At 59.5% G+C, this 19,409-nt stretch carries 16 protein-coding genes and 1 pseudogene; 12 read left to right on the top strand and 5 right to left on the bottom strand.

Annotated elements, in window-relative coordinates; genetic code table 11:
* Positions 1-6: 6 nt before the first annotated feature.
* Complete coding sequence (locus K0H48_RS20950) at positions 7-1,365, top strand: DUF1329 domain-containing protein (RefSeq protein ID WP_219268984.1); 1,359 nt, start codon at positions 7-9, stop codon at positions 1,363-1,365.
* Between the two features lie 240 nt (positions 1,366-1,605).
* Positions 1,606-4,101 carry a LuxR C-terminal-related transcriptional regulator gene (locus tag K0H48_RS20945; RefSeq protein ID WP_219268983.1) on the top strand — a complete coding sequence of 832 codons (2,496 nt, stop codon included), beginning with the start codon at positions 1,606-1,608 and terminating at the stop codon, positions 4,099-4,101.
* Here the strand turns inward: K0H48_RS20945 and K0H48_RS20940 are convergent.
* Positions 4,098-4,973, bottom strand: a complete 876-nt coding sequence (locus K0H48_RS20940) for a helix-turn-helix domain-containing protein (RefSeq protein ID WP_219268982.1) — start codon at positions 4,971-4,973, stop codon at positions 4,098-4,100. The genes K0H48_RS20945 and K0H48_RS20940 overlap by 4 nt on opposite strands.
* A 137-nt stretch (positions 4,974-5,110) precedes the next feature.
* Between K0H48_RS20940 and K0H48_RS20935 the strand changes: the two genes are divergently transcribed.
* Positions 5,111-6,013, top strand: a complete 903-nt coding sequence (locus K0H48_RS20935) for a DMT family transporter (RefSeq protein ID WP_219268981.1) — start codon at positions 5,111-5,113, stop codon at positions 6,011-6,013.
* A 108-nt stretch (positions 6,014-6,121) separates the two neighbouring features.
* Here K0H48_RS20935 and norR read toward each other — a convergent pair whose 3' ends face one another.
* Positions 6,122-7,666: a nitric oxide reductase transcriptional regulator NorR gene (gene norR / locus K0H48_RS20930; protein WP_219268980.1), complete on the bottom strand. Its 1,545-nt coding sequence runs from the start codon at positions 7,664-7,666 to the stop codon at positions 6,122-6,124.
* Between the two features lie 147 nt (positions 7,667-7,813).
* Between norR and hmpA the strand changes: the two genes are divergently transcribed.
* Complete coding sequence (gene hmpA, locus K0H48_RS20925; RefSeq protein WP_219268979.1) at positions 7,814-8,995, top strand: NO-inducible flavohemoprotein; 1,182 nt, start codon at positions 7,814-7,816, stop codon at positions 8,993-8,995.
* A gap of 211 nt (positions 8,996-9,206) precedes the next feature.
* On the top strand, positions 9,207-9,713 hold the full coding sequence (locus K0H48_RS20920; protein WP_056858320.1) for a disulfide bond formation protein B: 507 nt from the start codon (positions 9,207-9,209) through the stop codon (positions 9,711-9,713).
* 474 nt (positions 9,714-10,187) lie between these two features.
* Here the strand turns inward: K0H48_RS20920 and K0H48_RS30990 are convergent.
* Positions 10,188-10,479: pseudogene (locus K0H48_RS30990) on the bottom strand (hypothetical protein).
* Between the two features lie 27 nt (positions 10,480-10,506).
* Here K0H48_RS30990 and cyoA point away from each other — a divergent pair.
* From cyoA to queC, 6 genes are all read left to right on the top strand, one after another.
* Positions 10,507-11,448, top strand: coding sequence for a ubiquinol oxidase subunit II (cyoA, locus tag K0H48_RS20915; RefSeq protein ID WP_026013527.1), 942 nt, complete (start codon positions 10,507-10,509; stop codon positions 11,446-11,448).
* 3 nt (positions 11,449-11,451) lie between these two features.
* Positions 11,452-13,470, top strand: coding sequence for a cytochrome o ubiquinol oxidase subunit I (gene cyoB, locus K0H48_RS20910; protein WP_138813899.1), 2,019 nt, complete (start codon positions 11,452-11,454; stop codon positions 13,468-13,470).
* Between the two features lie 3 nt (positions 13,471-13,473).
* Positions 13,474-14,100 (top strand): cytochrome o ubiquinol oxidase subunit III, encoded by a 627-nt coding sequence (locus tag K0H48_RS20905; RefSeq protein WP_056858318.1) that lies wholly within the window; start codon positions 13,474-13,476, stop codon positions 14,098-14,100.
* Positions 14,100-14,441, top strand: coding sequence for a cytochrome o ubiquinol oxidase subunit IV (gene cyoD / locus K0H48_RS20900; protein ID WP_010206434.1), 342 nt, complete (start codon positions 14,100-14,102; stop codon positions 14,439-14,441). Before K0H48_RS20905 ends, cyoD begins: the two co-directional genes overlap by 1 nt.
* Before the next feature lie 11 nt (positions 14,442-14,452).
* The gene (gene cyoE, locus K0H48_RS20895; protein WP_017135069.1) at positions 14,453-15,340 is read left to right on the top strand and encodes a heme o synthase; all 888 of its coding nucleotides are present in this window, start codon (positions 14,453-14,455) and stop codon (positions 15,338-15,340) included.
* Positions 15,341-15,443: 103 nt separating this feature from the next.
* Positions 15,444-16,142: a 7-cyano-7-deazaguanine synthase QueC gene (gene queC, locus K0H48_RS20890; RefSeq protein ID WP_219268978.1), complete on the top strand. Its 699-nt coding sequence runs from the start codon at positions 15,444-15,446 to the stop codon at positions 16,140-16,142.
* Between the two features lie 127 nt (positions 16,143-16,269).
* Here the strand turns inward: queC and K0H48_RS20885 are convergent, their stop codons facing one another.
* Complete coding sequence (locus K0H48_RS20885; RefSeq protein WP_219268977.1) at positions 16,270-17,148, bottom strand: queuosine precursor transporter; 879 nt, start codon at positions 17,146-17,148, stop codon at positions 16,270-16,272.
* Positions 17,135-17,740, bottom strand: a complete 606-nt coding sequence (locus tag K0H48_RS20880; RefSeq protein ID WP_081321445.1) for a helix-turn-helix transcriptional regulator — start codon at positions 17,738-17,740, stop codon at positions 17,135-17,137. The genes K0H48_RS20885 and K0H48_RS20880 overlap by 14 nt, the downstream gene beginning before the upstream one ends.
* Before the next feature lie 275 nt (positions 17,741-18,015).
* Here K0H48_RS20880 and glyA point away from each other — a divergent pair, with 275 nt between their 5' ends.
* Positions 18,016-19,371 carry a serine hydroxymethyltransferase gene (glyA, locus tag K0H48_RS20875; protein WP_219268976.1) on the top strand — a complete coding sequence of 452 codons (1,356 nt, stop codon included), beginning with the start codon at positions 18,016-18,018 and terminating at the stop codon, positions 19,369-19,371.
* Positions 19,372-19,409 lie beyond the last annotated feature (38 nt).

Here is a 19,409-nt window from a genome sequence, read left to right as displayed (position 1 = left end):
CAACCTATGCGTAAGCTATTTGCAGTGATGGCCCTGAGTGTACTGGCCGCCCACGTCATGGCCGCCGTCTCGCCCGAAGAGGCGGCCAAGCTCGGCACTACCCTGACGCCGGTGGGTGCCGAAAAAGCCGGCAACGCCGACGGCTCGATCCCCGCCTGGACCGGCGGCATCCCGAAAAACGCTGGCGCGGTGGACAGCAAAGGCTTTTTGGCCGACCCGTTCGCCAATGAAAAACCGCTGTTCGTGATCACTGCCGCCACGGTCGACAAGTACAAAGACAAGCTCTCCGACGGGCAGGTGGCGATGTTCAAACGTTACCCCGAGACCTACAAGATCCCGGTGTACCCGACCCACCGCACGGTCAACCTGCCGCCGGACATCTACGAGTCGATCAAGCGCAGCGCGTTGAACGTGCACGCGATCAACGACGGTAACGGCCTGGAAAATTTCACCGGCAACCGTTACTACGCGTTCCCGATCCCGAAAAATGGCGTGGAAGTGCTGTGGAACCACATCACCCGTTACCACGGCGGTAATCTCAAGCGCATCATCACCCAGGCCACTCCGCAAACGAATGGCAGCTACACACCGATCCGCTTTGAAGAAGAAGTGGCAGTGCCGCAAGCCATCCCGGACATCGACGCAGCCAAGGCGGCCAACGTGCTGAGCTTCTTCAAGCAGTCGGTGACGGCGCCCGCACGCCTGGCGGGCAACGTGCTGCTGGTGCATGAAACCCTCGACCAGGTGAAGGAACCGCGCCTGGCGTGGATCTACAACGCCGGCCAACGCCGCGTACGCCGTGCACCGCAAGTCTCGTATGACGGCCCGGGCACCGCCTCCGACGGCCTGCGCACCACCGACAACTTCGACATGTTCTCCGGCGCGCCCGACCGCTACGACTGGAAACTGGTCGGCAAAAAAGAGATGTACATCCCCTACAACAGCTACAAGCTCGATTCGCCGACCCTCAAGTACGACGACATCATCAAGGCCGGGCACATCAACCAGGACCTCACCCGCTACGAGCTGCACCGCGTGTGGGAAGTGGTCGGCACGGTCAAGCCAAGCGAGCGGCACATCTACGCCAAGCGCCATATGTACATCGACGAGGACAGCTGGCAGGTCGCGCTGGTGGATCACTACGACGGGCGTGGCCAGCTGTGGCGCGTTGCTGAAGGCCATGCGCAGTTCTACTACGACCACCAGGTGCCGGCCTACACCGTGGAAACCCTGTACGACATCATCGCCGGGCGCTACATCGCCCTCGGCATGAAGAACGAGGAGAAGCGCAGTTTCGTGTTCGGCTTTGCGGCCAAGGCGGCGGACTACACGCCAGCAGCGTTGCGGTCCGAGGGCGTTCGCTGATCCCCATTTGAAATGCAATCAACCTGTGGGAGCTGGCTTTTGTGGGAGCTGGCTTGCCTGCGATAGCATCACCTCGGTATGGCTGTGAGACCGAGGTGTCTGCATCGCAGGCAAGCCAGCTCCCACACTTGGTTTTGTGCATGGCCACTGATCACCCCGCTGAATACTTCTTCAACAACCGCCAACCACAGGACTAGGGTGGCGTCAGGTTGCATAACAATAAAAACGCAGGATGCAGCAATGACTGCCATGACCCGCTGCCTGGACCGTCCTGGATTCATGCCACGGCTGTCCGCCCATCACTTGTTACGCCCGCAATTGACCGAGCCGCTACTCGCGGCGCCCGTGAGGGTGAAGTTGCTGTGCGCGCCGGGCGGCAGTGGCAAAAGCGCATTGCTGGCCGAGTGTGCCTTGCAGGCGCCCAAGGGTTGCCAGGTGTATTGGCTGCCCCTCAATGGCGCGGCCTTGGGCCCCGATGAGTTGTGCCAACGCTTGGCGCACAACCTGGGGCTGGCGTTTGTCGATGAAGCTACCTTGTTGCTTGACCTGAGCCGTTGGCAGCCCACGGCCTGGTTGTTCCTGGATGATTACTGCCGCCTGCCCGCGCCCGAATTGGATGCTTTGCTCGACCGCCTGCTCAGTGTCGCCAGCCCGGCGCTGACCTGGTGGCTGGGCGCGCGGCGGCGACCAGCGTGCAACTGGCCGCGCCTGTTGCTCGACGATGAACTGCTGGTGTGCAGCGAGCTGAACTTCAGCCCGGCGCAGGTCCAGCAACTGCTCGGCCCCAAGCAAAGCCTCGACAGCGTGATGCAGTTCAGCGGCGGCTGGTGCGCCGGTGTACGCATTGCCTTGCTCGGTGATGGTCACCCGGACAAGACCTTGCTCGACTACCTGCAACACGAACTGCTGCGCACCTTGCCGGTCGAGTTGGCTGAGGCCTGGCGGGTACTGGCGCACCTGCCGCGTTTCAACCCGAGCCTGTGCGAGCACCTGTTCGGCGCTGGCGACGGTGACCACTACCTGCGCGAATTGCAGGCACTGGGCGCGTTTATCCAGCCTTGGGAAGACACCGCCGATTGGCTGCAGGTGTTCCCGCCGCTCGCACGCTTGCTGCGCGATGAACCCTGGCCGGCCAAGCGTTCCTGGCATCGGCGCGCCTGCCAATGGTTTACCACTGAGTGCGATTGGCAAGCCGCGTTTGAGCAGGCCTTGCTGGCCGAAGAGTTTGAGGTGGCGGTGAGCCTGTTGCAGCACTTCAATTTTGAAGACCTGTTCCGTCAGCAGAATGCGCAACTGCTGTTGCGTTTGCATGAACAGCATGGCGATGAATTGATGCTGGGCTCGGCGCAACTGGTGGGGCTGGTGACGGCCGCATTACTGTTCGCCGGGCGCTTTGAGCAAGCCGGTGTGTGCATCGACCAGCTTGCCCGGTTTGCACCGCAGCCGACGGCGGCGAAACAGCGGCATTTATTGGCGCGCTGGCAGGCGCAATGGGGCTGGTTGTTGCACCTCAATGGCGATGCCGAGCGCTCGCGCGAGCATTTTCTGGAGGCCTTGCAAGCGTTGCCCGACAGCGCCTGGACCTCCCGCTTGATGTGCCTGTCGGGGCTGACCCAGCAAGCCTTGTTGCGCGGCGAGTTGGACGTCAGCCAAGCCTTGAACCGCGAAGCGCTGTGCCTGGCGCGTGCCCATGGTTCATTGGTGCTGGAGGCGCTGCTGGAACTGGATCATGCGCAATTGCTGGAGCAGCGCGGTGCACCGTATCGGGCGCAAAGCCTGCTGGAAAATGTGCAGGCGATGCTGGCGCGCCAGCGCCTCAAGGCGGGGCCACTGGTAGGGCGCATCGCCCTGCGGCGCGGGCATCTGGCGTTACGTCAAGGCCAGGACGCGCTCGCCGGTGAATGTTTCGAGAGCGGTTTGAACCTGTGCCTGCACAGCCAGGACAAGCGCGTGCTCTACGGGTTTCTCGGCCTGGCGCTGCTGGCGGCCAACCAGGGCGATTACGCCCAGGCGTTTATCCAGTTGCGCGAGGCGGAGCGCTTGATGCAGCAGCGCCATGTGCCGGACTCGGTATACCGCGCGGTGCTGCTGTTGGTCAGTGGACACTTCTGGTTGCAACAGGGCCGAGCCGAACTGACCGTGGAGGCGGTGCGCCGCGTGCTGCGGCATTTCCGTGGGCCACAGGCCCGGCAGGCACCACCGGCCACCTTGGAACTGATTCCACGGCTGGAGTACCTGCTGGTGCTGGCCGAAGTGAAGCTGGGTGTGGCTGTTCAGCCCATGGAGCGCTTGTATGCCTTGCTCGACACCACCCAACAACGCGGCATGCTCTGCCTGGAAACCGAGCTGCACCTGGTGCTGGGCGAAGTGGCCTGGCAGTTGGGCGACTCGGCCGTGGCCCGGCGCGCCCTGCAAGCCGGGCTCGAGCTGGCGCAGCGCTGCCAGGTGCAGCAGGCCATTCGCGAGCTGCGTTTGCGGGCGCCGGGGCTGTTGAGTGAGCTGGGCCTGGAAACCCCGGCGGCGCCCAGTGGCGTGGTGGAAAACCCGCTGAGCCAGCGCGAACTGGAAGTGCTGCAACTGATCGCCCAAGGCAACTCCAACCTGGAAATCGCCGACCGGCTGTTTATCTCGCTGCACACCGTCAAGACCCACGCGCGGCGCATCCACAGCAAGCTCGGCGTGGAGCGGCGCACCCAAGCGGTGGCCAAAGCCAAGACATTGGGCTTGATGGTCTAGGCGCAGAATGCCTGGCGGTATTCCCCGGGCGTAGCGCCCATGGCCTGGCGAAAGCGGTGGGTAAAGTGGCTGGCGCTGGAGAAGCCACACCGCCAGGCAATCTCGCCAAGGGGCAGGGCACCGCCGCGCAGCAAGGCTTGCGCACGCGCCAGGCGACGCGTCAGCAAGTACTGGTGGGGCGGCAGGCCGAAGCTTTGGCGGAACATCCGTGCAAAATGGTATTCCGACAGCGCGCACATACCCGCCAGTTGCCCGAGGCTGATCGGGTCTTCCAGATGGTGGTCGATAAACTCCACCAACAGCCGCCGCTGATGCGCCGCCAACCCACCTTTCAAACGCAGGCCATTGCGTGCGCCGACTTGGCTGAGCAAGGTGTGGCTGAGCATCTCGTGGGCCAGGCTGCTGGTCAGCAGGCGCTCGGCGGGCTCGTGCCAGTTGAGCGCGATCAGTTGGTGAAAGCGTTGGGCCTGGCTGGCGTCTTCGAGGAAGGTGCTTTCGCGTAATTGCAATTCACGCGGCTCGCGGTCAAGCAGCGTGACGCAGCCGAGGGCAAATTGCTCCGGGCTGAAATACACATGGGCCAGGCGAATTTCGCCGTTGATCACCCAGGCTGACTGGTGTTCGGCGGGCAGGATGCAGAGTTTGTCCGGGCCACCTTTGGTACCTGGCTGATCGCGCCGAAAGGTGCCGGTGCCACCGCCGATGTAGCAGGACAAGGTGTGGTGGGTCGGCGCCTGGTAGTCCTGCGAATCGTGATGGTTGCTCCACAAGGCCGCAGACAAGCCGTCACCGAGCTCGGCGCAGGCTTCCAGGCGTGCGTTGGGCGAGCGGTTCAGGGCTTGAAAGACTTGCAGGGATTCCAGATCTGGCATGGTTGTGCTCTCCGACGCCTTGCATCCTACTCCCGCCGGCGATGGCTGTGATCCCTGCGCCCGACAAAAGCGCAAGAATGTGCAAGAGCGCCGACCGGCTGCCAAGGGACACTGTGGCTCAACCGACGGAGCCCGCTATGAACCTTTTCCTGTATTTACTCACCGTGTTGATCTGGGGCACCACCTGGATCGCCCTCAAGTGGCAATTGGGTGTCGTGGCGATTCCCGTATCGATCGTCTACCGCTTTGGCCTGGCGGCGCTGGTGCTGTTTGCGCTGTTGCTGCTCAGCCGCAAGTTGCAGGTGATGAACCGGCGCGGGCATTTGATCTGCCTGGCGCAAGGGCTGTGCCTGTTCTGCGTCAACTTCATGTGCTTCCTGACCGCCAGCCAATGGATCCCGAGCGGTCTGGTCGCAGTGGTGTTTTCCACCGCCACCTTGTGGAACGCCCTCAATGCCCGCGTGTTTTTTGGCCAGCGCGTAGCGCGTAACGTGTTGATGGGCGGCGCACTCGGCTTGCTGGGACTGGGCTTTTTGTTCTGGCCGGAGCTGGCAGGGCATACCGCCAGCCCGCAGACCTTGCTCGGCCTGGGCTTGGCGTTGTTGGGGACCATGTGTTTCTCGGCGGGCAATATGCTTTCGAGCCTGCAACAGAAGGCCGGGCTCAAGCCGCTGACCACCAACGCGTGGGGCATGGCCTATGGCGCGACCATGCTGGCGACTTACTGTGCGGTGCGCGGCATTCCCTTCGACATGGACTGGAGTGCACGGTATATCGGCGCGCTCTGGTACTTGGTGATTCCGGGTTCGGTGATCGGCTTTACCGCATATCTCACCCTGGTTGGGCGCATGGGGCCGGAGCGGGCGGCGTATTGCACGGTGCTGTTTCCGGTGGTGGCGCTGAACGTGTCGGCGTTTGCCGAGGGCTACCAATGGACCGCCCCGGCGCTGATGGGGTTGGTGCTGGTGATGTTGGGGAATGTGTTGGTGTTTCGTAAGCCTCGGCCGGTTCAGCCAATCTTAAAGGTAAAGGCTATCTAATGTGGGAGCTGGCTTGCCTGCGATGGCGGTGGATCAGTCAAAGTTGAACTAACTGACCCACCGCAATCGCAGGCAAGCCAGCTCCCACAGTTGACCGAGTTGCCTGGGCTATTTGAGGCCCAGGCGCTTGGCCATGCGGCCGAGGTTGGCACGGTCCAGGCCGAGTTCGCGGGCGGCGCTGGCCCAGTTATGCTGGTGGCGCTCCAGGCAAGCGCTGATGACTTGGCGCTGGTAATGCTCGGTGGCCTGGCGCAGGTCGCCGGTCACGGCCGGAGGCGCTTGCAGCGGTGCTTCGATGGCTGGCGCGCTGACGTCCGGCAGGTCCAGGTCCTGGGTGCTCAGGCTCAGAATCTTCGGCCGCTCGCGGCAATTGCCCAGGGCTTTGAGCGCGCTGCGCCCGATCAAATGTTCCAGCTCCCGCACATTACCCGGCCAGTTGTAGGCCAGCAGCGCGGTCTGGGCGTCGCTGGTCAGGCGCAGGCTGCCCAGGCCCATGCGCGAACGGTTCTGCTCCAGGAAGTAGCCCGCCAGCAGCAACACATCCCGCCCGCGCTCGCGCAGCGCCGGTACTTGCAGCGGGTACACGCTCAGGCGGTGGTAGAAGTCGGCGCGGTAGCGGCCATTGCGCACTTCTTCGGCGAGGTCGCGGTTGGTGGCGGCGATCAGGCGCACATCCACCTGGTGTTCCTTGTCCGAACCGAGGCGTTGCAACTGGCCGCTTTGCAGCACGCGCAGCAATTTGGCCTGCACGGTCAACGACAGCTCGCCCACTTCATCCAGAAACAAGGTGCCGCCATTGGCCAGCTCGAACTTGCCGCGGCGTTCATTCAACGCGCCGGTAAAGGCGCCGCGCACGTGGCCGAACAGTTCGCTTTCCACCAGGGTTTCCGGCAGCGCGGCGCAGTTGAGGCTGATCAGCGGCTTGTCTGCACGCGGCGAGGCGGCGTGGATGGCTTGGGCGACCAGTTCCTTGCCGACCCCGGTTTCGCCGGTGATCAGTACGGTCAGGTCGCTGCCGCCCACCAGCTTGATCTCCTCGACCAGACGCTTGTGCGCCTTGCTCTGGCCGATCATTTCCTTGTGCTGCTGGCCGCTGGCCTGACGGTAGATTTCGGCGCGCTGGTGCTCGTCTTCGGCGCGCAATGCCAGGCGTTCGATGCGTTCGGCGACATTGACCGTGGCCGCCGCCAGGCTGGCAAAGGCTTGCAAGGCATCCAGCTCGACGCGTTCGAACCGCTCGGTATCCAACGCATCGAGGGTCAGCAGGCCCCAAGGCTGGTCGTCAATAAACAGCGGGCAGCCCATGCAGTCGTGGACTTCCAGGTGCCCGTGCAGGCCATCGACCAAACCGTCGTAGGGGTCGGGCAGTTCGCTGTCGCTGTCAAAACGGGTAGGGCCGGGGCTGCTCAGCAACACTGCAAAGCGTGGGTGTTCACTGATCTTGAAGCGCCGACCGAGGGTATCGGCGCTCAAACCATCCACTGCCAGCGGCACCAGCCACTCACCGTCCAGGCGTAACAACGCGGCGGCATCGCACGGCAGCAGTGCGCGCATGGCTTGCAGCAGGCGTCGATAGCGCTCGCCCTCGGGCAGCTCGCGGGACAGATCGGCGACCAGGGGCAAAAGGGTGGTGAGCAGTGATTGTGCAGTCATAATGACTCCTTGTAGTCCTTATGACTATAAAGTGTAGGGTGTCATACTGACTACAAAATATTTAAGTAATTGAAATATAACGATTAATAAGTTGGCACGAATACTGAGTAGGTAAAGGTCATCAGTAAAGAGACCCAGGAGTGTGCCATGCTTAGTGCCCAAGACCGTGCCATCGTCAAATCCACTGTGCCCCTGCTGGAAAGCGGCGGCGAAGCGCTGATCACGCATTTTTACCGCATGATGCTCAGCGAATACCCGGAAGTTCGTCCGCTGTTCAACCAGGCCCACCAGGCCAGCGGTGACCAGCCCCGTGCCCTGGCCAATGGCGTGCTGATGTATGCGCGGCACATCGACCAGTTGGACCAACTGGGTGACCTGGTCGCCAAGATTATCAACAAGCACGTGGCCTTGCAGATCCTGCCGGAACACTACCCGATTGTGGGCGCCTGCCTGCTGCGCGCCATCTCTGAAGTGCTCGGCAGCGAGATCGCCACGCCTGAAGTGATGAATGCCTGGGGCGCGGCCTACGGCCAATTGGCCGACATCCTGATTGGCGCCGAAGCGGCCATCTACGACGAAAAAGCCCAGGCACCGGGCGGCTGGCGCGGTGCGCGGCCATTCTTGCTGGTCAAGCGCGTGGAGGAGAGCGACGAAATCATCTCGTTCTACTTTGCGCCTGTGGATAACGGCCCAATCCTGCAAGCCGCGCCGGGCCAGTACATCGGCATGAAACTGCTGCTGGACGGCGAAGAAGTGCGCCGCAACTATTCCCTGTCGGCCTTGAGCGATGCGGGCCTGTACCGCATCAGCGTCAAACGCGAGGCCGGTGGGCGGGTGTCCAACTACCTGCATGACCAGATGCATGTCGGTGCAACTATCGACCTGTTCCCACCATCGGGTGAGTTCACTCTGGCGGCCAGCGATAAACCGCTGGTGCTGATCAGCGGCGGGGTGGGCATTACTCCGACATTGCCAATGCTTGAAGCGGCCCTGGCAACCGAGCGCCCAGTGCACTTTATCCACTGCGCGCGCAACGGCGGTGTGCATGCGTTCCGCGAATGGGTCGATGCCCTGGCAGCCAGGCACCCGCAGCTCAAACGCTTTTATTGCTATGCCGAGGACGATGGCGTGAGCCCGGCGGCGGACAAGGTGGGGCTGTTGAGCCAGGAGCAATTGGCGGCGTGGTTGCCGCAGGAGCGTGACCTGGATGCGTACTTCCTGGGGCCTAAAGGCTTTATGGCGGCGATCAAGCGTCACCTGAAGGCGCTGGGTGTGCCGGAGCAGCAGGCGCGCTACGAGTTCTTCGGCCCGGCGGCGGCGCTGGAGTAACGTTCGGCATCACACCGAGGCGGCATCATCGCGGGCAAGCCCGGCTCCCACAGGGAATCGCATTCCAATGTGGGAGCCGGGCTTGCCCGCGATGGCATCCGCTCAGCCACAACATTTATCCAGATTAATCCGCAGTTAACCCCTCTCTGTTTTAACCATGCTCTGTGTGTAAACTTGCCGGCATTGGCACAACGACAAAGGGAAAATGGGCATGAGTGACGAATTGCGTTTAGGCAGGGAGCGGCGCTTTCTGGTGTTGCTGGGCATCATCTGCCTGGCGCTGATCGGCGGTGCGCTGTATATGCAAGTGGTGTTGGGCGAGGCACCGTGCCCGCTGTGTATCCTGCAGCGCTACGCTTTGCTGTTGATTGCGATCTTTGCCTTCATCGGCGCTGCCATGCGCCGCAAAGGTGCGGTCACTCTGTTTGAAGGGCTGGTAGTACTCAGTGCTTTGGGCGGCGTCGCTGCCGCAGGTCACCACGTGTATACCCAGTTTTTCCCCGAGGTGAGCTGCGGCGTCGATGTGCTGCAGCCGATTGTCGATGAACTGCCGCTGGCCAAGGTGTTCCCGCTGGGCTTCCAGGTTGACGGCTTCTGCAGCACGCCGTACCCGCCGATCCTTGGCCTGTCGCTGGCGCAATGGGCGCTGGTAGCGTTTGTGTTGACGGTGATCCTGGTGCCGCTGGGCATCTATCGCAATCGCCAACGCCAGGCCTGAGTCTGTTCCCCAAAACGCCTCGGTCTTCATTGAAGGAAGTCCGGGGCGTTTTTGGTTGTAGGGATTTGTGAAAGGGCCGTGACGAGGGGCAACAATAGGTGTGCACAGCGTGCGACATGTTGTCACACGGACGCTGTCGCAGGACATTTCTGACCCATCAAACCACCGCCTAAATTTGCACCCGATGGCTAAATTGTGCTGTCAGTTCATCGTTTGGGCGATGCCGTGAATGTCACGCCGCCCGAGCCATTGGGTGATGTCCGAATGCCTTGTTTTATGGGGGCTTGGATCCGTTTTGCAAGCCCTTACAAGGCGTAAGGGAAGTGGCGTTATGCCCAATAACACGGCAATTTTTGTGGTTTTTGTTGAGAATCGAACACGATAAGATCGCGAACCTTTGCAGGTTTAGTGAAGGATTGTTGCTGTAATCGATAAAAATTATTTCTTTATAAGACATGGTTTATACATCGCTAGCTAACTACAATCGCCCGCACTGAATGTCCTGTGCTGTTCAATATTTGAGCACTGGAGCGGTCGAGGGGCAGATGGACGGCTCTGTGCGACCCCAAGGTTCCGGCAGCCTTTCAACTATCCGCACCAAATGGAATTGGTCTGTAACAAGGCCTTTAACCACGAAATCGAATAAGAACTCACCGCAGGTCCGTGAAACGTACAGTTATGGCGTGACGGGCAGGCTCTTATTCAATCGAAGAGAAATGCCAACCCTTGGCAGGGTGAAGTGTTGGCGATCAAAACCCAACTGCATTGCGCAAGCTGCTTTAGAGGTCGTGAGATGAGTAAAAACAGGTACCCCCGATTACTAGGCTTTTTGCCGCTGATTGGCATGCTGTTAATGCTGGGAGGCTGCAAGTGGACCTTGATGGACCCAAAAGGACAGATCGGTCTGGATCAACGAAACCTGATCATCACCGCTACCCTGCTGATGCTGCTGGTCGTGGTCCCTGTGATCATCATGACCTTCGCCTTCGCCTGGAAATACCGCGCGTCGAACACCAGCGCTACCTACGCGCCTAAGTGGTCGCACTCCACCAAGATCGAAATCGCCGTGTGGCTGGTGCCGGTCCTCATCATCATCGCCCTGGGTTACATCACCTATAAGTCGACCCACGAGCTGGACCCGTACCGTCCGCTGGAATCCAACGTCAAGCCGATCAACATCGAAGTGGTCGCGCTGGACTGGAAGTGGCTGTTCATCTACCCGGACCTGGGTATCGCCACGGTCAACGAGATCCAGTTCCCGGAGAACACTCCGCTTAATTTCCGAATCACCTCCGATGCCGTGATGAACTCGTTCTTCATCCCTGCACTGGGCGGCCAGATCTACGCGATGGCAGGCATGCAGACTCGCCTGCACCTGATCGCCAACGAGAAAGCTGAAATGGAAGGCATCTCCGCGAACTACAGCGGCGCTGGCTTCACCGGCATGAAATTCAAAGCGATCTCGACGAGCCAGGAAGACTTCAACGCCTGGGTAGCCGCAGTCAAGGCCGCACCTAAACAGCTTGATCAAGCTGAATACGACGCCCTGACCAAACCAAGCCAGAACAACCCAGTCGCTCTGTACTCCGCGTTTGAGCCGGACCTGTTTCAGAAAATCGTCGACAAGTACGAAGGTATGAAGCCAGGCAAGCCGGTCAAGCACGAGAAGAAAGAAGTGGCCGTGGTTGAAGGTTCTGACACGGGCTCGCATTCAACTGCTGGGGCAGAGGAGTAAACGATGTTTGGTAAATTAAGTTGGGATGCGGTCCCGTTCCACGAGCCGATCGTAATGGTGACCATCGCCATGATCGCGCTGGGTGGTCTGGCACTGTTTGCTGCAATCACGTATTTCAAGAAATGGACCTACCTGTGGACCGAGTGGCTGACGTCTGTCGACCACAAGAAAATCGGTGTCATGTACGTCATCGTTGCCATGGTCATGCTGCTGCGTGGTTTTGCCGACGCCATCATGATGCGTACCCAGTTGGCCATGGCCACCGAGGGTTCGCCTGGCTACCTGCCGCCTGAACACTATGACCAGATCTTCACCGCTCACGGTGTGATCATGATCATCTTCATGGCGATGCCATTCTTCACCGGCTTGATGAACCTTGCCTTGCCGCTGCAGATTGGTGCGCGTGACGTTGCCTACCCGTTCCTGAACTCCTTGAGCTTCTGGCTGCTGGTTTCCGGCGTGGTGCTGATCAACCTGTCCCTGGGCGTCGGCGAATTCGCCAAGACCGGTTGGGTTGCGTATCCGCCACTGTCGGGCATTCAGTACAGCCCTGGCGTGGGTGTGGACTACTACATCTGGGCGCTACAGTTATCAGGACTCGGGACGACATTGACGGGGGTCAACTTCCTGGCCACCGTCCTGAAAATGCGCGCCCCTGGCATGAAACTGATGGACATGCCGATCTTCACCTGGACCTGCACCTGGGCCAACGTCCTGATCGTGGCTTCGTTCCCGATCCTGGCCGCTACCATGGCGCTGCTGTCGCTTGACCGTTACCTGGATTTCCACATTTTCACCAATGAACTTGGTGGCAATCCAATGATGTACGTGAACCTGTTCTGGGCATGGGGTCACCCTGAGGTGTACATCCTGATCCTGCCAGCGTTCGGTATCTTCTCTGAAGTAATCTCGACCTTTACCGGCAAGCGCCTGTTCGGTCACCACTCGATGGTTTACGCATCGGGCGCGATCTCGGTACTGGGCTTCATGGTTTGGCTGCACCACTTCTTCACCATGGGCTCGGGGGCCAGTGTCAACGCCTTCTTCGGCCTGGCGACGATGCTGATTTCTATCCCGACGGGGGTGAAGCTATTTAACTGGCTATTCACCATCTACCACGGCCGTCTGCGTATCACCAGCCAGGTTCTGTGGACCCTGGGCTTCATGGTGACCTTCGCCATCGGCGGCATGACCGGCGTACTGCTGGCCATCCCGGGTGCTGACTTCGTGCTGCACAACAGCCTGTTCGTGATCGCTCACTTCCACAACGTGATCATCGGTGGTGCTGTATTCGGGTACATCGCAGGTTTCAGCTTCTACTTCCCGAAAGCGTTCGGCTTCAAGCTGCACGAAGGTTGGGGCAAGGCTGCATTCTGGTTCTGGATCTCGGGCTTCTTCGTCGCGTTCATGCCGCTCTACGCTCTGGGCTTCATGGGCATGACCCGTCGTCTGAACGCCACTACCAACCCTGAGTGGGTGCCGTACCTGTACGTCGCCATGTTCGGTGCGTTGATGATCGCTGCCGGTATCGCCTGCCAGCTGATCCAGCTGTACGTGAGTATCCGTGATCGCAAGCAGAACGCCTGTGACTCCGGTGACCCATGGAATGGCCACACCCTGGAATGGTCGACTTCGTCGCCACCACCGTTCTACAACTTCGCTGTGATCCCGACTGCGAACACCATTGATGCGTTCACCGAAGCCAAGGAAGACGGTACTGCGTACCAGAAGCCTAAGCACTACGAGCCGATCCACATGCCGAACAACACCGCCACTGGCGTGGTGATGGGCGCGCTGTTGACCGTGTTCGGTTTCGCGATGATCTGGCACATCTGGTGGCTGGCAATCGTGGGCCTGGTAGGCACCATCGGTTACTTCATCATTCACGCTGCCCGTGATGATCAAGGCTACATGGTGCCGGTCGAGACGATCGAACGCATCGAAGCCGAGCAACACGCTCGCCTGGTAGCCGAGAAGAAAATCCCGGCCAACCGTGTAGAAACCTCGTTGGAACAGGCTTAAACCATGTCGAACTTAGTGACCAATGCTGGACACGCCCATGTCGATGACCATGGGCACGATGACCATCACCACGACTCGGGGCCAATGACCGTATTCGGTTTCTGGCTCTACCTGATGACCGACTGCATCTTGTTTGCGTCGATCTTCGCGGTGTACGCGGTACTGGTAAACAACGTAGCGGGTGGCCCGTCGGGCCACGACATCTTCGAACTGCCTTACGTGCTCGGCGAAACCGCCTTGCTGTTGTTCAGCTCGATCACCTACGGCTTCGCCATGCTGGCCTTCTACAAGGGCAGCAAGAAGGGCGTACTGAGCTGGTTGGCACTGACCTTCCTGTTCGGCCTGGGCTTCATCGGCATGGAGATCAACGAGTTCCACCTGCTGATCTCCGAAGGCTACGGCCCGCACCGTTCCGGCTTCCTGTCCGCGTTCTTCACGCTGGTAGGCACCCACGGTCTGCACGTATCTGCCGGCCTGCTGTGGATGGCGGTGATGATGTATCAGGTCAATAAACACGGCCTGACCAACACCAACAAGACTCGCCTGAGCTGCCTGAGCCTGTTCTGGCACTTCCTGGACGTGGTCTGGATCTGCGTATTCACCGTCGTTTACTTGATGGGGACTCTGTAATGGCTAATGCACACTCCCATGACCATGACAGCCATGATGCGAGCCACGGCAGCGTAAAGTCTTACGCTATCGGCTTCATCCTGTCGGTCATCCTGACCCTGATCCCATTCGGCCTGGTGATGTACCCAACCTTGCCGAAGTCGATCACCTTGATGATCGTCCTGGCGTTTGCGGTGATTCAGGTTCTGGTTCACCTGGTGTACTTCCTGCACCTGGATCGCTCGAAAGAGCAGCGCGATAACGTGATTGCGTTCGTGTTCGCAGGTCTTGTGATCCTGCTGCTGGTTGGCCTGTCGATATGGATCATGTTCAGCATCCATACGTTCATGATGGCGAAGTGAGGTAAGACCCGATGTCGCTTAAGCACTTTATCCAAATCACCAAACCGGGGATCATTTTCGGTAACGTGCTTTCTGTGGCAGGCGGTTTCTTCCTGGCCTCCAAGGGGCATGTCGATCTGGCCATTTTTCTGGCTGCGATGATCGGCACGTCCCTGGTGGTAGCTTCCGGTTGTGTGTTCAACAACTGCATCGACCGTGACATCGACTTGAAGATGGAACGCACCAAGAATCGTGTGCTGGTGCAGGGCCTTATCTCCCTGAAACTGGCTCTGATCTATGCGACCGTCCTGGGTGTTGCCGGTGTGGCCCTGTTGTACAAGGTGGCCAACCCGTTGGCGGCGCTGTTTGCCGTGATCGGTTTTGTCATCTACGTCGGCCTTTACAGCCTGTACCTCAAGCGCAAGTCGGTTCACGGCACGCTGGTGGGCAGTCTGTCGGGGGCGATGCCGCCGGTGATTGGTTATGTGGCTGTGACCAATAGCTTCGACATGGCTGCGCTGGTGCTGCTGGTGATGTTCAGCCTGTGGCAGATGCCGCACTCTTATGCCATCGCGATCTTCCGCTTCAATGACTACCTGGCTGCGTCGATTCCGGTGCTGCCGGTAAAACGTGGCATTCAGGTAGCCAAGAAACACATCCTGCTCTACATCCTGGCCTTCCTCGTGGCGACCTTGATGCTGACCTTCAGTGGCTACGCCGGCATGAGCTACCTCGCCGTCGCTGCCGCCATGGGCATGTACTGGTTGTACATGGCCTGGACCGGCTACAAGGCGGTGGATGACACCGTCTGGGCGCGCAAGCTGTTCGTGTTCTCGATCTTCACCATCACCGCGCTCAGCGTGATGATGTCCCTGGATTTCCAAGTGCCGAAAGAGCTGTTGCTGACCTACGCACACTGAGTCATCGAGCAACAAAAAGCCCCGCCTTCGCAAGAAGCGCGGGGCTTTTTATTGAGTGGCCTTTAAACTATTCCCACATTCTACAAATGCAGGAAGCAAACTGATGACTAAAAAAGCCGTGATGGTATTCAGTGGCGGGCAGGACTCGACCACGTGCCTGATCCAGGCGCTGGGGCAGTATGACGAAGTGCACTGCATTACCTTCGATTATGGCCAGCGCCATGTCGCCGAAGTTGAAGTCGCGCAAAAGCTGGCAAAGCAGTTGGGCGCCACCGTTCACAAAGTGATGGACGTGTCCTTGCTCAACGAGCTGGCAATCAGCAGCCTGACCCGCGACAACATCCCGGTGCCGACCGTGAACAGCTCGGGCGAAAGCCTGCCGAGCACGTTTGTGCCGGGTCGCAATATTCTGTTTCTGACCCTGGCGGCGATCTACGCCTATCAAGTCAAAGCCGAAAGCGTGATTACCGGTGTGTGCGAAACCGACTTCTCGGGTTACCCCGATTGCCGCGATGACTTTGTCAAAGCGCTGAACACCGCGCTCCAACTGGGCATGGACTACACGCTGCGCCTGGACACGCCGTTGATGTGGCTGAACAAGGCTGAAACCTGGGCGCTGGCTGATTACCACAACCAACTGGAGCTGGTTCAGCACCAGACCCTGACCTGCTACAACGGCATCATGGGCACCGGCTGCGGTAATTGCGATGCATGCAACCTGCGGGCGCGGGGCTTGAATGAGTATTTGCAGGACAAGGCTGGTGTGATGAGCAGCCTGAAGCAGAAGTTGCGGTTGAGCTAGTTGTAGGAGTCATACTCGGTCAACTGTGGGAGCTGGCTTGCCTGCGATAGCATCGCTGCGGTGTTGCAGATGTACCGAGTTGTCTGCATCGCAGGCAAGCCAGCTCCCACAGTTAGAGCGCATTACATCAGGCAGCGCTACCGGTAATCCAGCGTTTGAACAACGCGCGCGCGCCATAGGCCGGCAGAATATTGAAAAACGCAAAGCCGACTTTGATCGCGATCTGCACGTAGATCATGCTCAAGATGTCACTGGTCTGCATCGCGCCATAGAACGCAATAAAGCAGAACAGGAAGCTGTCGATAATCACCGCAAAAAACGTACTGAGGAAAATCCGCAGGTACAGGTATCTGGAGTTGGTCAGTTCTTTGATCTTGCACAGCAAGTAGGAGTTTATATTCTCCGACACCAGGAACGAGACCGAGGACGCCACCAATACCGAGGACACCTGAATGATCACGTCGTTGTAGGGGCCATCGAGTTTCCAGCCCGGCAACCCTGGCAGAAACGTCGAGCCGTAGAGCAGGATGATGATCATCGCGTTACTGGCGAACGCAAACAAAATGGCGCGTCTGGCCAGGCGCAGGCCGAATTGCTCGTTGAGCAGATCCACGATCAAAAACGTCAGTGGGTACAGAAACGTGCCCGGCGTGACGATGATGCCCATCGACTCCAAGTAAATAGGCTTGGTCGCGGCAATGCTGGTGAAGATATAAAACGTGAACAGCAACAGGTTCAGGATGATGTAGATCATCCAGGAGTTTTCGTTGCGGTCGTTTATGTCGTAGGCCGTCAGCGTCCCTCCCTGGGAATAAAACTTCTTGTACATGTTCTTAACTTCCATTTTATTGAGGTTATCCATAATTTCGCTGTTGATGACTTCACTCAGCTTCATCCTGATGACCTTGCCGGTGGCGATCACCATGATCACCGCCAGGCTCTTGTCATTCTCAAAGCCCAGCAGTTTGTATTTGCTGTTTTCGATGCCCGCTTCATAGGTTGTCATTGAAGCGCTCCTCAATGATGTCGCCGATCACGCACAGGCGCTCTGAGCCAACGCAGGCTTCAAGGGTGATAAACATCTTCTGGGTAGCCCGGTCGTACACCAGCTTTTCTTTGCCCAGGGTTGACGCGCCTTTCTGCACGATCAACAAATCACCCGGCTCGTTGATGCCGGGAATGCCCCGTTCCAGGCGCACACCGATCAGGTTGTAGGAAGAACCGAAGTAGTAGGTCAGCGGATACAGTGTGGCCAACTCGCCAATGCGCTTGTCCAGGTTCTGGATAACCAGGCTTTCCTTGAGCACCGGCACGGCGGCCGGGTTCATGTTGCCCTGTGGGGAAACACTGCTCTCGATGATTTCCTTGGCTTCAAAATCGAGGGTCTCGATTTCATCGTAGGAGACGCCGAAGAAGTCCGAGATCTTGCGGACGGTGGACTGCTGCACGTTGACGACCTTGCCTTCCAGGATGTTGTAGATGGTGGTCCTGGTCAGGCCGGCAGCATTGGATAACGACAACTGCGTCTCGCCGCGGCTTTTGATCAAGTACTTGATGTTGCTCTTCAAGTGCTCGGTTTTTTCGCGTCTGTGTATCACGTGCTCACCACTTCCTTTTAGTCGTTAACGTCCGTTGTTTGCGCAGCCACAACAGGCGAGCGCCCGTTCCCGGGGCGCTTCTGGTTTTGCGGCGGCGGGAGTGTTGCATGCGTCGGGCCTAACAATAAAGTCCGGATGCGCGGCTTGCGTACTTTTGATGGGCATGGTGCGTGAGAAATGAACATTTGATTTGGAAAATGTTTAATTTCCTGTTTAATTAACCCTCTCGGTTCAGGACGGACCGGCACGCAACGCCCAGGAAGGGAACCGCACCGATGGCATTCAATACCGTACCGCTCAAAGACCAAGCCGACCTGCTGCGTCGTGGCCTGGCGGATTTGCGCGCAGAAGACTTCGAACTCGCCAGCCTGCTGGATGCTGAAGTCACTCGCCAGCATCGCACCCTCTCACTGGTGGCTTCTTCCTGCGCGGTCAAGCCACGCACCTTGGTCGCCTGCGCCTCTGCGCTGGTCAACGTGAGCGCCGAAGGCACGCCCGGCAAACGCTATCGCACCGGCTGCGAAAATGTCGATCTGGTTGAATCCCTGGCCATACGCAGGGCGCGGGAGTTGTTCGACGCGCATTACGCCGGCGTGCAGCCTCATTCGGCGTCCAACGCCATATCCCAAGTGCTTTCGGCGCTGCTTGAACCGGGCGATACGCTACTGGGCATGGCCCATGACCATGGCGGTGAACTCACCCTTGGCAGCCCGGCGGTGTTCACCGGGGCGTATTACAAGGCCATCCGCTATGGCACCACCGACGCAGGCCTTATCGACTATGAGCAGGTGCGCAGCCTGGCCCTGGCTCATCGCCCACGCATCATTATTTGTGGCGCGGGCGCTTACTCAAGGGTGGTGGATTTTGAGCGCTTTCGCGCGATTGCCGACGAGGCGGGCGCCATCCTGCTGGCGGATATTTCCGCTATCGCCGGGTTGGTGGTAACGGGGCGCCATCCGAGCCCGATCAATGCCGCACACGTCACCATCGCCTGCACGCACAAGCAATTGGGCGGCCCAAGGGGTGGGTTGATTCTGTGCGGCCGCGACGCCGAGACCAAGGTTCCCGGCCTTAAATCAACGTTCAGACGCGTGCTGGATCAAGCCGTGTTCCCGCGTATGCAAGGTGCGCCGGCGATGAACATGATCGCGGCAAAAGCGGCGGCCTTGGGGTATGCGAAGTCGGCAGAGTTTGATGCCTGTATGGGGCGTGGCCGTGCGCTTGCCGATGAGGTGGCCAGTGCGTTTGCGGCCCAGGGTTACGACGTGGTGGGCGGGCGCAGTGAGAACCATACGGTGCTGATCCGGTTGCGGGGCGCCATGACCGGCGCCATCGCCGAGGCGGCCCTGGAGTCTTGCGCCATTGTGGTGAGCAAGCACCGCGTACCGGGCGAGACACGTTCGAAGTTGGTCACCAGCGGTTTGTGTCTCGGTACCGGCTCAATGGCGCAACGCCAACTTGACACCGACGGCTGCAGGCAGGTGATTGAGCTGATTTGTCGGGTGTTGGGACACGTCACCCCGCTGGGCGAACTGGACTATCGCCTTGAGCCTGAGGTGCGCGAGCAGGTGCGCACGGCGGTGGAAGCTTTGTGCATGAATTACCCGATCGCCGACTACCTGGAGGGCTGATCACCGCGCAGGTGGCTAAATCAGCTGAACGCCTTCTC

The sequence above is a fragment of the Pseudomonas sp. Xaverov 259 genome, from assembly GCF_019352915.1.
Classification (GTDB): Bacteria; Pseudomonadota; Gammaproteobacteria; order Pseudomonadales; family Pseudomonadaceae; genus Aquipseudomonas.
This window is presented reverse-complemented; position numbering and strand designations above follow the sequence as displayed.